10 protein-coding genes are annotated in these 14,058 nt (G+C 63.7%); 5 read left to right on the top strand and 5 right to left on the bottom strand.

Annotated elements, in window-relative coordinates; all coding sequences use genetic code 11:
* The 4 genes from FRZ40_RS02220 to FRZ40_RS02205 all read left to right on the top strand — a co-directional run bounded on the left by FRZ40_RS02220 (position 1) and on the right by FRZ40_RS02205 (position 7,024).
* The gene (locus tag FRZ40_RS02220) at positions 1 to 2,325 is read left to right on the top strand and encodes a condensation domain-containing protein (RefSeq protein ID WP_147234751.1); all 2,325 of its coding nucleotides are present in this window, start codon (positions 1 to 3) and stop codon (positions 2,323 to 2,325) included.
* Between the two features lie 22 nt (positions 2,326 to 2,347).
* Positions 2,348 to 3,502 carry an SGNH/GDSL hydrolase family protein gene (locus tag FRZ40_RS02215; RefSeq protein WP_147233152.1) on the top strand — a complete coding sequence of 385 codons (1,155 nt, stop codon included), beginning with the start codon at positions 2,348 to 2,350 and terminating at the stop codon, positions 3,500 to 3,502.
* Between the two features lie 274 nt (positions 3,503 to 3,776).
* Positions 3,777 to 5,741 (top strand): HAD family hydrolase, encoded by a 1,965-nt coding sequence (locus FRZ40_RS02210; RefSeq protein WP_147233151.1) that lies wholly within the window; start codon positions 3,777 to 3,779, stop codon positions 5,739 to 5,741.
* Positions 5,729 to 7,024, top strand: a complete 1,296-nt coding sequence (locus FRZ40_RS02205; protein ID WP_147233150.1) for an oligosaccharide flippase family protein — start codon at positions 5,729 to 5,731, stop codon at positions 7,022 to 7,024. The genes FRZ40_RS02210 and FRZ40_RS02205 overlap by 13 nt, the downstream gene beginning before the upstream one ends.
* A 211-nt stretch (positions 7,025 to 7,235) precedes the next feature.
* Here FRZ40_RS02205 and FRZ40_RS02200 read toward each other — a convergent pair whose 3' ends face one another.
* Positions 7,236 to 8,021 carry a glycosyltransferase family 25 protein gene (locus FRZ40_RS02200; RefSeq protein ID WP_028365208.1) on the bottom strand — a complete coding sequence of 262 codons (786 nt, stop codon included), beginning with the start codon at positions 8,019 to 8,021 and terminating at the stop codon, positions 7,236 to 7,238.
* 265 nt (positions 8,022 to 8,286) lie between these two features.
* Here FRZ40_RS02200 and FRZ40_RS02195 point away from each other — a divergent pair, with 265 nt between their 5' ends.
* Positions 8,287 to 9,465: an acyltransferase family protein gene (locus tag FRZ40_RS02195; protein WP_147233149.1), complete on the top strand. Its 1,179-nt coding sequence runs from the start codon at positions 8,287 to 8,289 to the stop codon at positions 9,463 to 9,465.
* Positions 9,466 to 9,580: 115 nt separating this feature from the next.
* On the opposite strand, the gene FRZ40_RS02190 is transcribed toward FRZ40_RS02195, so the two are convergent.
* The 4 genes from FRZ40_RS02190 to FRZ40_RS02175 all read right to left on the bottom strand — a co-directional run bounded on the left by FRZ40_RS02190 (position 9,581) and on the right by FRZ40_RS02175 (position 13,937).
* Positions 9,581 to 10,669, bottom strand: a complete 1,089-nt coding sequence (locus FRZ40_RS02190; RefSeq protein ID WP_240057061.1) for an acyltransferase family protein — start codon at positions 10,667 to 10,669, stop codon at positions 9,581 to 9,583.
* Between the two features lies 1 nt (position 10,670).
* The gene (locus FRZ40_RS02185) at positions 10,671 to 11,774 is read right to left on the bottom strand and encodes an acyltransferase family protein (protein WP_147233148.1); all 1,104 of its coding nucleotides are present in this window, start codon (positions 11,772 to 11,774) and stop codon (positions 10,671 to 10,673) included.
* Between the two features lie 92 nt (positions 11,775 to 11,866).
* Positions 11,867 to 12,973, bottom strand: a complete 1,107-nt coding sequence (locus tag FRZ40_RS02180; RefSeq protein ID WP_028365211.1) for a glycosyltransferase family 4 protein — start codon at positions 12,971 to 12,973, stop codon at positions 11,867 to 11,869.
* A 55-nt stretch (positions 12,974 to 13,028) separates the two neighbouring features.
* On the bottom strand, positions 13,029 to 13,937 hold the full coding sequence (locus tag FRZ40_RS02175) for a glycosyltransferase family 2 protein (RefSeq protein ID WP_028365212.1): 909 nt from the start codon (positions 13,935 to 13,937) through the stop codon (positions 13,029 to 13,031).
* Positions 13,938 to 14,058: the final 121 nt, after the last annotated feature.

Genomic DNA, 14,058 nt, shown 5'->3' with positions numbered 1-14,058 from the left:
ATGAACGGGACAGCGTTGAAGATCGCCCCGACTCAGGAAGTCGAAGCTGGCCACGCGCTGTTCCCGGCGACGGCCTGCCAGGTGCGGTACTGGCATGAGCAGAAGGCGTCGCCGAAGGCCTCCGCGCTGAACATCGCGTTTCGGCTGCAACTGTCGGGGCCGCTCGATGCCGCCAGCATCGAGCGCGTGCTCGGCGAGCTGATCGGGCGCCACGAAATACTGCGCACGGGCTTCCTGATGACGGGTGCGGGGCTGCGTCAGCAGGTGTGGAGTCACGCGCCCTTCCGGCTCGAAGTGATCGACCTGAAGGGCGTCGACGAGAAGGCCCGACTTGCGGAAGGCGAGCGTGTCGGTGGACTGCAGGCGCGCACGCCGTTCGAACTGTCGTCGCGCTCGTTTTTCAGGGCCGTGTGGCTGCCGGGATCGGACACGCAAGGTGAACTGCAGCTGACCTTCCATTCGCTCGTCATGGACGGCTGGTCATTTGCGATCCTCGTGCGCGAACTCGTCGAGGGCCTGGCCGCCCTGCATGCCGGTCACGATCCCGCATTCGCCGAGGTCGATCTTCACCACGGCGATTACGCGCTGTGGAAGGAAGAGTTCCTCGCCAGCGGCGCGCTCGATCGCGCGCGCACCCATTGGCGCAACGAGCTGCGCGATTTCAGCCGCTTCGACGTGCCCGGCGATCGTCCCCGTGCGCAGGAGCGACGCTTTCAGGGCGTCATCCGCTCCATTCTGCTGCCCGCCGCGCTGAGCGAGCGTCTGATCGCGGCCGCCAAAGCGCAGGGCGTGACGCTGTTCAGCGTGGCGGCTGCGAGTCTCGCGATGGCGCTGCAGCCGGCAGGCGGCCGCACACGCGTGGTCATGGGCACGCAGATGTCGGTGCGCGACCAGCAGGAACTCGAAGGCGTCGTCGGACCGCTGATCAACACGGTGCTACTGTGCCTCGACGTTCAGCCCGGCAGCAGCGTGGCGTCCGTCACTGCGCAGTGCGGCGCGAAGCTCAGCGACGCCATCGCTCATCTGCACCTGCCGTTCGAAGAGATGATGGAGATGGCGGGTGAGGTGTCGAATGCGGATCGCCCGCCGCTCTGCTCGGTCAACTTCGCGTTGCAGCAGAGCTTCGTCGGCGTCGGCGACGAAGTCCGCAAACAGGACTTCGCCGCGACGACGTCGCCCTCGTTCAACGCGGGCGCGCTGTACGACCTCAACTTCTTCATGGTGCGGCGTCCCGAAGGCTGGCGCATTTCCTGTGAAGGCGACACGGACCTGTACGACATCGGCACGATCGACGCTTATCTGGCGAAGTGGCGCAGCGTGCTCGAAACCGTCGAGATCGGCGCGCGCGCCGCACCCGCGCCCGCTCCACGGAAAGACACGGCGGGCATCGAAGGGGTCGGCGTCAGCGGCTTCATGAGCCGCGCGGAACTGGCGGCGAAAGCGCGCAATATCGTGCGCTACAACGAGAATGCGCCCGGCACGCCCATCATCGCGCTCAACAACACAGCGGTGTTCTACGAACTGGCCCGGCAGATCGGCGATGAACGGCCGCTCATCGACATCCCGATGGTGCCCGAAGGCGAGCCGCGCGATTTCCCGCAGCGCGCGTTCCAGGACATCGCCGCCGATGCCGTGCGGCTGATCCGGCTGGCGCGGCCCCACGGCCCGTATATCCTCATGGGGCACTGCGTGCTGGGTGCGATCGCGCTCGAAGCGGCACAACAGCTGAAGCGCGAAGGCGAGACGGTGGAACTCGTGGTTCTCAACGATTCCTGGTGTCCCGGTTATCGCGAGTCGATGCCCTGGTACGACAGGCAATTGCGCAAGCTGCAGGTACGTGCGGACAATATCCCGCGCGACTTCCGCAAGGCGATGCGTGGCGAGATGTCGATGGTCTCGTTCCTCAAGCAGTACCGGATCGTTCGCGTGCTAGGTATCGCCGACCTGGCGCTCAGGCTCGGGCTGATACACGGCGATGCTTCGGAGCATAAGGTGGCCGAGAACCGCTGGTACATCGAGTATCTGCTGGCCCAGCAGGCGCGGCATCGCCCGCCTTCGTACGACGGCGAGGTTCAGGTCTTCCGCAGTGCCCAGGTGCTGAGGGGACGTCTGTTCGCGCATGAACTGGGATGGCGCCCCGTGGTGACGGGCAAGCTGGTCGTCACCGAGGTGCCGGGCATGCACGACCAGATCTTCCGCTCGGCGGGCGCCGCCGTGATCGGCAAGCAGTTGCGGGCGCGTCTGGCGGGAACGGAAGCCGGGACACGCGCGGCCGCCGTTTCCGGCGAGACGGACGCCCCGCCCGCTTCACGCCTCAGTGCGTAGTTCCCGATAAGGTGCTCGGACCATGTCCCGTTTGCGAAGAGCGCTGCTGCTCGTGTTCCTCGGTGGTCTGACGCTGGCCGGCCTGATTTACGTCAGGCTGGCCGGGGCCGACCTGTTTCGCCGGCCGGCTGCCACAGTCGCGGGCGCAACCCCGTTGCCGCCCGGCAGAATCCGGCTCGCCGTGCTCGGCGATTCCGACAGCCAGTCCTATCACGACACACTGCGGGCTGCCGAGCCCAATGCGCGGGGCGGGGCCTATCGCGCGACCACATGGCAATGGACGGAAGTCCTCGCGCGGCTGCGGGGCGACCAGATCGACCAGGGCCAATGGGGCGCATGGGGCACCAACCGGTATCGCGCGTATATCGACGACGCTTTCGGGCGCCTCGGCCGCGCGCCTGCCAAAGAAGACTACCGCTACAACTTCGCGATCAGCGGCGCGTGGTGCAATCAGCTGATGGGACCGCCCATGCGCCAGGCGACCCGGCTCGTCGCCTTGATGGATACGGAGCCGCAAGCCTGGAGAGGCGGCGTCGTGCTGATCCGGATCGGCATCAACGATGTCGGTGCGCACGACGTGCTCGACGACATGTCCCGCGATCCCAACGGCCCGCTGACGACGTCGAAGATCAACGGCTGCATCGGCGAAATCGGCAAGGCCGTCGAACTGATCCGCAAGCATCACCCGGATACCAATGTGCTGCTCATCGGCGTGCTCAGCAATGCGGACTGGTCGGGCGAATTCGACAGCTGGCAGTCCGCGCAGGCGATCGCCAATATCGATGCCGGTCTGAACCGTTTCGACGCCGGCTTGCGCAAGCTGGCCGCGACGGACCGGCATGTCGCCTTCCTTGGCGATCGCGCGTGGTTCGCCCGTCTGTGGGGCACGCGCGACGACCACGGGCGGCCCGCCTACAAGACGGTGCATCTGTCGCCCGGCTGGGCGATCTCCAACACCTCGGGCGACGATCCGCACAACGCGGCCACCTCCGACGGCCACGCGGGCGTGGTCTGGAATACCCTTTGGGCGCAGCACCTCGTCCTCTCGCTCAATGCGGCATTCGGACTGCAGATCAAACCGGTCACAGATGCCGAGGTCGTCCGTTTTCTGCAACCGAGCTTCGACGCGAGCGAACGCTCGGCGTCGCAAGCACGGGCGCCCGTGACCGAAAACTGACCTCGCAAACGTCGTGAGCCGAGAACGGAAAGCCGGCCGATAGCGCTCCCGTCACGGGTCGGCGCAAGGCGGGCAAATAGCCCGTGCAGCGTACGCCCTCGCACAAACACACCTCCCTTCATTGTTCACAATGAACCGCAAAGTCGTGCTGGCGCATCCTCGTCCGGCATCGACGGGACCGGAAACCAGAGCTCCGCGGCTCGACGTGAAGAAAAGAGCCGCTCAGGAAGCCAATGAATCAGATACAGCTTGATTGCTGAGAGGATGGCCATTCGTGAAGTCTCTCCCATGGTTGCTGCAAGAAGCGCACAGCACCCTGCTTTGCGTCGATGCCTTCGATACGCTTCTGCTGCGTAAGCCCGTATCGCTGGAGCAACGCCTGTTGAAAACAGCCGGGCTGTTTTGCGAGCGTCTCGAACTGCGTCCGGACCGGCTCGCGCCCCATGCGCTCGCCCAGCGCCGCCGCCAGATCGAGCAGCTGGCTTTCCGTGCGCGCAATGTTGCCGGACATGGCGAGGTGCGCCTCGAAAGCATCGCATCGAGCCTGCTGGAACTCGTTCATCTCGATACCGCGTTCGTGCCGGAATGGATCGCATGCGAACTCGCGGTGGAACGCGAATGTCTCGTGCCGAACCTTGCGCTGATACGCGAACTCGAACGGCTGCACGCCGGCGGCGTGTCGCTGCGCGTGGTGAGCGATACGAGCCTGTCGGGCGATGCGCTCCGTCAACTGATCTTGGCCGTCTGTCCACCCTGCCTTCAATGGGATGCGATCCATACGAGCGCCGACCTGCAACTCACGAAGCGTGACGGAACGATCTTCGCGGCGGTGTCCGAGGCCGCCAGTGTTCCCCTTGCCCGCATGGCTCACATCGGCGACGACCCGGTCGCGGACGAGGCGATGCCGCGCCGTTGCGGAATGACAGCCATCCTGCGCCCGCGTTCGCGTCTGCACGTCGCGATGCTGCGCGCCAACGCGGCACTCGCGCGCGGCCAGTCGCAGTGGTATCGCTGGCGGCACGACGGACGCCACAGGCCCGCGGCGAAAGGCGGCGCACGCACGACGGGCGACACGCTCGGCCCGGACGTGCTCGGTCCCGTGTTCGCGGAATACTGCCGCAGGCTGCACGTCTATCTCGAACAGACGGCGGCCGTCGAAGGTTCCGTGGTCGCCCTCTTCTGCGCGCGCGGCGGACTCGGGCTCGAAAAACTCTACAGGCTCTATGCGTCGCAGTTGCCCGCGCGCGCCGATATCCGCATCCAGCCGCTGATGATCTCGCGGCTCGTCGCGGCGAGAGATACGCTCGTCTATGGCGGCGACGGTGTAGTCGACGAACTCGATTATTCGTTCGAAGTGCGTAACGTTTCGGCGCTCGCTCGCGCGCTCAGCGGCGCCGATCTCGCGCCGCAGGGCGACTACGCAACCGTGCGCCCGTTTATCGAAGCGCTGCGCGGCGGACGGGAGCCCCATCTCTGGGAACAGATCGTCGAGCAAGCCAGGCGCTTTCGCGAAGTGTGGCAAAAACTCACGGCAGGCAAGACGGGCATCGTGTTGTGCGATACGGGCCTCTATGGTTCGACCATCAAGATGCTCATGCAAAGCGGGCTTGCCAACGGCAGCCACTGCGTTCAGCTGGCGCGTTGCGACTACAAGCATCATGGGCGCGAGCATTTTCCGGCCGTCACCGGGCTGTTGACGGAGCGCAATGGCTACAAGCCGGGCGACTCGATCTCGTCGGTCCTTGCTTTCTGGCATTTGATCGAAGGTCTCGTCGAGCCCGATCTGGAAAGCGTGCGCCGTTTCGACAGACGTGCCGACGGCAGCCTCGTCTCCAACCTCGAACAGGAAGGCTGGCAACAGAGACTGGCGCGCATGCCTCACCCGAAATTCGACGAAGTCGCCCGCCATGTCGCCGGGAGCGCGAAGCGGCCCGCAGCCGATACGTCGCTTGCGGCCTTCGACCTGGCCGCAAAGAGTCTGGAGCGCGTGATCATGTTTCCGGATCCTGAGCTGGTCAACCGGCTCACCGAGCGGGACCGCTCGCTCGATTACGGGCGAGACGGCACTGTCTCGGTGACAGGCCCGAACATGCGACAGGCCAGTGCATGGACGCGCCTTTGCGTCGCCAGGCAGTCACTCTGGCCAAGCGGCGCGGTGGTCCGCGCGTTTCCGAACGCGCATCGGCTCGTGCAGAAAACGATCAGATTGAGCTACACGGTACGGTCATGGATCAGGTAAAGCCTTCGAAAACCCGTGCGGAACTCGCTGCGACGTACTTCGCCTATGTCGTGCGCTACGTCTACCCGCTGCTGCTCCTGCCCTTCTACGGCAGAACGCTGGGGCCGGCGGGCTACGGCGTCGTGATGGCGGGCATGTCGCTGTCGAACACGCTTTGGCGCTTCGTCAATTTCGGATTCCCGACCGTCGGCGGCCGCGATACCGTCTATGCGAAAGACAGCGCCGGGCGCGCAGCCATCCTGTCGAGCCACATGACGGGGCGGCTGCTTCTGTGCATCCCGACGGCACTGTTCGGACTCGGCGCCGTCGCGTTCTCGCCCGTGCTGTCGGCGCACCCGATGCTCGGCTGCACCACGGTGCTGCTCGGGCTGCTCGCCGCGTTCAATCCGGGCTGGTACTTCACGAGCACGGGACGCGCGCGAACCAGCATCCTGATCGAAGTCGTCGGATTCGTGACTTCGCTCGCCCTCATCTTCCTGTTCGTTCGTCACCCGTCCGATCTTTCGCTCGTGTTCTTTCTCCTGCTGGCTTCATGTGTGCTGCAAACGGCCCTCGGGTACGGCGTGATCAGGCGAGAGTTCTCGGGTTGGTTTTCGTCGATCAAGGCCGGCGTCGACCTGATCCAGCGCTCGAAGGTCATCTTCATTTACACCGGCACCTCCGTTCTGCTGATTACGGCATCGACGTATCTTCTTTCGGTGCTCGCGCCCGCCGCCGAGGTCGGCGCCTTCGGCGTGGCGGAACGGCTCATCGCCGTTGCGCTCAGTCTCACGGTTCCTGCTTCGCAGATACTGATCCCGAAGGTCACGTATCTCGTCGGGCAGGACCCGGTGAAAGCCAACCGGCTTGCGTACGGCATTCTCGCCTTCTTCCTGTTCGGTTCGCTCGTGGGCGTTGCGTTGACGATGCTGCTCGCCGACTGGATGGTGCCGCTCGTGTTCGGCAAGGGCTTTCAGAGTTCCATTCCCGTGCTGAAGGTGTTCGTGCTGGTGTTGCCGTTGAGTGTCGTCAACCAGACACTGGGCCTCTATTTCCTGATCCCGCGGCATCGCGACGGCATGCTCGCCCGCGCCGGCGTCGCGACGGCGGCCGTCAGCATCGTCGCCGCGATTCCGCTCGCGAGCCACTGGGGTGCGATGGGCATGGTAGCCGCGCGGCTGCTGGGAGAACTGACGCTGCTGGCGACACTGCTCGTGTCGCTGATCCGCTCGGGTCTGATCCGCGAGATGGCGGCGACGGGAAGCACACCGTTTTTCGCCCTGCGCCCTCGCGGGAAAGGGTGACGCGCCGCGATGCTCGGGGCGCGTCTCGGGGCGCGTCGGACGCAGCATCTGCCTGTCGGCGGCGTAGCCGTCATTGAGCGTGGCATGAACGACGGGAGACGGCTGGCGGGCGCCCTGCCCAATGTGCCGCTAACCCGGTCCGAGGGATGGTAGAAGCCAGCCGTCCAGCCGCTGGCTTCGAACGCAAAGCGGATCTCAGGCCGCGGGGACGTCAGATCCCATCCATGTAACTGGACCGGATTTTGACCAGGCCTTTGTTCCAGACCCGCAGCGATTGAACGAAGTCGTACGCACCACGGAACGGCGACTTGGCTCGTTGCAGCCAGACGGATCCCGGCTTCCAGTCCGACCGTTCTTCGCCAATTTCGGATGCCATCCCCTTCTTCCCGCTCTTCAACCAGACGTCCTGAATGCATGCCGCCGGGTGCAATTGATACACGTACGTCTGTTCCAGATCGCCATTGAACATGACGAGATCGACGGCACGATCATTCGATGCGAAGCGCTCGATCATCTTGCGGCAACCGGCGTTCGAGATGATATATGCGCCCGCACCCGTGTGATTGCTGCGTAACCGGTGCAGTCCCGTGCGGGTCGACAGATCCAGACCCTTCCGGTCGATGAAGATTCCCGCCAGCGACGTTTCCATCTTGATGACGTCATAGCGAAACCCGCGCGAAAACTTCTCGTTGATCGAATCGAGAAGATGCCTCGCGTCCCGGCAAAAATGCACATCGTCCTCGAGCACGAGTGCATGGTCGATGCCTTCCTTCACCACCTTTTCCCAGATCGAATAGTGACTGAGCGCGGCGCCCTTTTCGCCCGCCGTGCACGTGCCGCGCAGCAGAGGCAAGTCGAGCGTCCTGCGCATTTCTTCGACCTGCGCGGGCCCGAGGGCCGAGAAGCGTTCCCAAGGGTAGCCAAGCCGCTCCAGCTGGGCTGTCATGTGGTTGAGTCGATCTGTAGACCTGTCGAGATTGATGACGAAGATCTTCATTTTCTCTAGCGTCCTGAATGAACAATAAAGTGCATGGCATCGGCGCTCGCCCGCGCAAACGGCGCGACACGCTATGTTCGAGCGTAGGGCTTTTCCCCGTCCCGCTCCGTGGGTTGCCAAACAATATGACGGGAATGATCCGCCTCGCCCGCATTGCGTTGTCAATCGCACACAGCCGCCTCGACCGAGCCGCTAGACTCATCGACAGCAATGACCCGCGCGCGGCAAAGACACGCCCTCGTGGAACATAAGTTGTGGAGACGCGATGGCTACGACAAACAGCAGATACGATGCACTCGACGGATTGCGAGGCGTCGCCGCCATCGCCGTGATGATGTCGCACTTCACTCAGGAAGCGTTCAAGAACGCGTACGTCGCCGTCGATCTTTTCTTCATGCTGAGCGGCTTCGTCATTGCTCACTCGTATGGCGCGCGGCTCCTCGACGGCATGACTGCGGCCGACTATATAAAACGGCGCGTGATCCGCCTGTATCCGATGCTGCTGATTTCCTTGCTGATCGGCTTGCCTGTGCTGATCGGCGCGAAAGTGCTCGGCCTGTCGACTTACCCGATGCAAAGCATCATTTCAGCGACCGTCCACAATCTGTTCTTCACGCCGTACGTCGGCCATTTTGGCAATGCAAACATGGCGGCTGCGGGCGCCGTGCCTGCCGATCTGACGGTCGGCGAGATATTCCCGGCTAATCCGCCCGCGTGGTCGCTATTCTTCGAGATGGTGGCGAGCATTGCCTTCGTGATCATCGTCAGGCTGAGCCGGTCGACGCTGTTCAGGGTCAGCGTCATCGGCGGCCTGATGTTTCTGATCACAGGCGCCCTGACGAGTTTCGAGATTCATGGGCACTCGGTCGTCGACTTCTCGCAAGGCTGGTCGGGAGGCAGGCTCGACGGCGGCTTCTATCGCGTCACCTTCGGCTTCGTATCGGGCGTGCTGCTCTACAACCTGAGGAGCGCGGGCGTCGATCTGCGCATCGTGGACGCGCTAAAAGGCGTGCTTCGCAACTCATACGGCCTTTATATCGTCGCGCTCATCATGTTTCTGTTTCCGATGTCGCTGCGCGGCGCTTATCCGGCATTCGTGATTTTCTGCGTGGCGCCCTGCCTCGTGATGGTCGGCGCCAACCTGCCTTGCGCTTCGAGGTTCGAAGCGAGAATCGCGCAGTATCTCGGCTGGCTGTCCTATCCCGTCTACCTGCTGCACTTCCCCATCGGCCGCGCTGTGTTCATGCTGATCGGCAAGCCAAACGGGTCAGCGACCGTTCCGATCGTGGTCGCGTGCGCCCTGACGCTCGTGAGTGCGATCATCTTGACGAAGTATGTCGACGAGCCGATCCGCGCGTTGCTTTCGAAGAGACTCGCACGGTCGTCGACGACGCGGGTCAAGCCCGTCACGCCCGGCGGCATGGCTGACCCGAACGCCGGTTGACTGTCCGGTGCGGATTCGCACTGGAGAGCGCAAGGCCGATCAGGTCCAGGCCGAACGGGTCCAGGCCGACCGGGTCCAGGCCTGCCTGCCAGGCCGGACTCCATGCCGCCTCGACTCAGCTCAAACCGGGCGCCGTCTGACGAACCCGCGAGCGCTTGCTGGTGAGCCAACCGAGCGCCGGCTTTTCGAGGTACAAGTGGAGGCCGAGCGCAAACGCAACGGCAACACCCGCCACACACGCAGCGGCCAGATAGAGACTGACCGACGAATGGAACGCTCCCGATTTGACGGCCCGAGCGAATACGTTTATCCAGAACCCATGCGTCAGATAAAGCACATACGACGCATTGCCGAGCACCGTCAGCGCGCGGCTGATGCGCCCGCCCCTGTCCTCTGCATGGATGAACGCACCGACGAGAAGCGTGGCGGGCAGTCCCCACGCCCACCACCTGAACGAAGGGGCAAGTCCGGATGTCGTTTGATCGGGCGAAGCAAACGAGGCCCACCCGAACAGCGCAACGCATGCCATCAACACCAGCCACCTGCTGCGAAGCCCAGGCGCAGGCAGACGCGCACTGACCGCCCCGAGCAGAATGCCGCACACGAATTCGATGACGAGGGGATCCGCGTAATACCGGGCCGATGTCGTGGCGCCCGCCAGATCGAGGACGATGGGCACGCCCGCGAGCAGCGCCGCGATCCATGCCACGCGATACCTTTGCCACGGCAGACATAGCACGGCCGTACAGACAGCGTAGAAGTAAAGCTCATAGACGAGCGTCCACGACACGCCCATGATCAGCCCCGACGATGCCGAAGGCGGAAGCAGCAGAACCGACTCGACGATGCCGACGCCGTCGAGCGGCCGGTGCCTGTACGCGAGGCCGCTCGCGGCCAGCGCGATGACGATCGCAAGACACGCCCAGTACGACGGCATGATGCGTGTGAGACGGCGTGCGACGAATCCTTTAGCCGATGTCCGCGCGGAGAACCCCGACGTCGTATGCCACATCACCAGGCCGCTGATGACGAAAAAGATATCGACGCCGCACGCGCCTATCCGCTGCGCCGAGGGTGCAACGAGCGCGAGCGGACTTCCCGACGCCTCTTCGAGGATGTGGTGTACCAATACGGCAAAGGCCGCGAGAAAGCGCAGATGTTCCAGTCCGTAGAGCCGGGCGGGACGTCCCGTAGCGATCGTCACCTCAGGTTCTCACCTGCTGCGTTCCAGCCGAAACGCCTTCGGCAAGGCTGCCCTTGTCTTGCCGCGCCAGCAGATAGCGCCGCCCGAAGCGCATGCCCGGCATCTCGAACTTACGGAACGACACGATCGCGAAGCACACGCAGCCAGGCAAAAACAGCGCGAAGAACGCGCCGACCCGCAGCGCGTCCCCGACGGGCAGCTGGGTTGCCAGCAGCCACGCCGCCCGCATGATGAAGAGATGCGTGAGATACAGGCTATACGATGCGTCGCCGATCAGCAGAAGCAGCTTCGGGTACTGCACGTCGCGACGGCCCATGACGACGCCCGCGAATATCGCTGCGGCGGGCGGTCCCCACATGAGGCCGCGCATGTCGAACGTGCCGTCCGCGGAGGGCCCCGTCATCAGCCAGCCTGCCACGCCCGCGAGGATCAACGCGACCTGAGCCGGGCCGCCCATCCGGAACCCCGACAGGCGCAACTGCGCGAACATCACGCCGAACACGAACTCGAGAATGATCGTATGCGTCCATCCTTTCAGGATCAGGTATTCGGGTTTCGTCGCGAGACCGAGCGCGACGAGCGTCACGAATATCGCCACGACCGCGAGGTACACGCGCCGGATGCCGAGCAGCAGGACGAGCGAAATGACGGTATAGAAGAACATCTCGAAGTTCAGCGTCCAGCCGAGCCCGAGCACGGGTTCCGGCGCACCCGTCAGCGGATTGATGGCCGGTATGAAAAACAGCGACCGCAACACATATCCGACCTCATAGCAGTTCTTGTACTTGAGCGCCGGTAGCGCGAGACCGATACCGATCGACAGCAACGTCACCGCCCAATAAAGCGGCACGACACGCACGATGCGCTCGCCGAAGAACCGGCGCGCCGTCGTGCCGCCGGAGGGCTGCCCCGAAATGATGTACATCATCACGAAGCCGCTGACGACGAAGAAGATATCGACGCCGAACAGCCCCTTGATGTTGACGAGTGTCCATATGTGCGATGCGGGTGCGCCGTGGCCGCCCACCTGGCCCGCTGCGTGGCAAAACACCACCAGCATGGCCGCGACGGCGCGGAGCACCTGAACCGACTCCAGCTTCTTCATTGCGTTGCCCTCCCAAACCGGTTCGCGCCGACAGCACCGCGGTAAAGCGACGAGGCGCGAGCACGACAGCATTGCCCGCCCGCTTTCCCGCTCTATCGAGGATAAGCGGGAGTGACGGCTCTCACGGCGTCGAACAGATTTCGAGCCGCCTGTTTCCATGTAAAGGTGCCCGCCTGCCGACGTCCCGTCGATATCAGCGACTGACGCACGGCGCAATCGTCGAGCGCGGTGATCATCTGCCGGCTCCATGCGTCCGCGTCGAAGGGATCGGCATACAGCGCGGCATTGCCGCACACCTCGGGTAGCGCGCCGAACGGCGCGGCCACGACGGGACAGCCGAGCGCCATCGCCTCCAGCGGCGGCAACCCGAATCCCTCCGTGAGCGACGGGAACGCCAGCGCCCCCGCGCTGGCCATCAGGCCGACCAGTTCGGCATCGCTGACCCAGCCGGTGAATTTCACATTGGCGGGCACCGCGTGCCCCGCTTCCTCGAAATCGGCTTGCTTCGCGCTGCCGAACAGGACCAGCGTGATGTCTTTCATTTCAGGCTTCGCGAAAGCCTTGAGGAGAATGCCGATGTTCTTGTGCTTCTGCGTGTTGGCGAGCGCAAGGACGTATCGCTTCGGCGCGAGGCCCAGCGCCGCGCGCTTGCTGTCGTCGGGCCGGACCTGCAACACGTGATCGCAGCCGTTGTGCACGACCACGATCTTGTCGGCGCTCGCGACACCATAGCGGACGAGTTCGTTGCGGGAGAACTCCGACACGGTGACGATCAGCCTGTGCCGTCTGCCGATAAAGAAGAACAAGAACCTGTACCACAGCCGGAAGCCCAGTGAATACGAGTCGGGCGCCGAGTAGACCTGCGCATCGTGAATCATCGTTGCCGAATCGCGATGACACAGCGGGCCGAGATTGCAGAGATTGAGGATGAAATCCTTCCTGCGGGCCAGCGGCAGATAGCATTGTTCCCAGATGATCCGATGCATCCGGCGAGCCAGCGGATTTTCCTGAACGCACATGATTTTCCGGTAAGACGGCACCTTGACGCTATTTCTGACGACGAGCGCGTAGTCGACGTCGTCGGCGGCCTGTTCCGAAATCAATGCATCCGTGGCGGCGATAAGTTGCTCGGCAACCTTGTGCACGCCCGTTGGGCCTGCCCCAAAGAACTTGCCGTTAAACGCTATCGTCTTGTACATCAGCATGGCCTCGCTGGCAGAAGGTTGGCGGAGTCGAAGTCATTCTCGCCGGCATTCAAAGATTGGCCGCCCGCTCGGGCGTCAACCGGCCGCGAACGAAATCCCACAAGCCGATCAGATTGCCGCCCAGGCGTCCGCGGCGATCGACCCAGGGCTCCGGCGCGAAACTGCGCACGATGTTGCTCGCCACATTGCGCAGTATGTGATCGAGCGCGGCGCGCAACGGCATGGTCTTCTTTCTCGCCAGATAGAGGGGATTGATGACCTGCGAATAGCCGAGCTTGCGGCCCGATACCCTGCCGCGCTTCACACCCAGATGCACGCCTAGCGCCGTATTGATGCGCACCACACGACCGCCGCGATTCTGGATCTGACCGCCGAAGTCGCGATCCTCCTGCCAGCCGTAGAGCACGAGACGCTCATCGAACCGGAGCCCCGCGATGCTGCGCGCCCGGAAGGCCATGTTGCACCCGTACGGGCCGCCCGTCGGCACGATGCGCAGGCGGTCGGGGACGTCCGTTGCCCTTGCCAGGATCGCCTGCCCTTCTTCGACGGAGTAACCCGGCCCATGGATGCCATCGGCGAGTACTGTTCCCGTGACACAGGCAATGGAAGGATCGCTATCCAGCGCCTTGAGCACTTCCTCGATCCATTGGCCGTGCATCAGGAAATCGTCGTCCAGCAGGACCACGACGTCGACGTCGCCGGGTACATGCTTCAACGCGTTGTTGCGTTGCGCGGTAAGACCAGGCCGCCCCATGATGACGAGCAATCCGGGCCGGTTCGCAAGATTGCCGGCATCCTCGTCCGACACACAGGAGACGATGATCAGATCCGGCTTGACCGTCTGCGAATCGACGAAAGACACCACACGTTCGAGGACTTCGGCACGCCCGCGAGTCGCGAAGATGAGGCAAACCTTTGCTTTCCCGTCCGACGACGGCAGGCTCGTTTCACTGGACATGATCGTTCCCCGGCGGATACTCGAATTCAATCTTCAGCATGTCGACGCACATGTTATCGATGCAACCAGCGCCGTACTGCTGGCTAACCCACGCAAACGAAAACAATCCGGCAAGCGCAAG

Source organism: Paraburkholderia azotifigens (assembly GCF_007995085.1).
Classification (GTDB): domain Bacteria; phylum Pseudomonadota; class Gammaproteobacteria; order Burkholderiales; family Burkholderiaceae; genus Paraburkholderia; species Paraburkholderia azotifigens.
The sequence above is the reverse complement of the archived record's forward strand: the minus strand, read 5'-3'. Positions and strand labels throughout refer to the sequence as shown.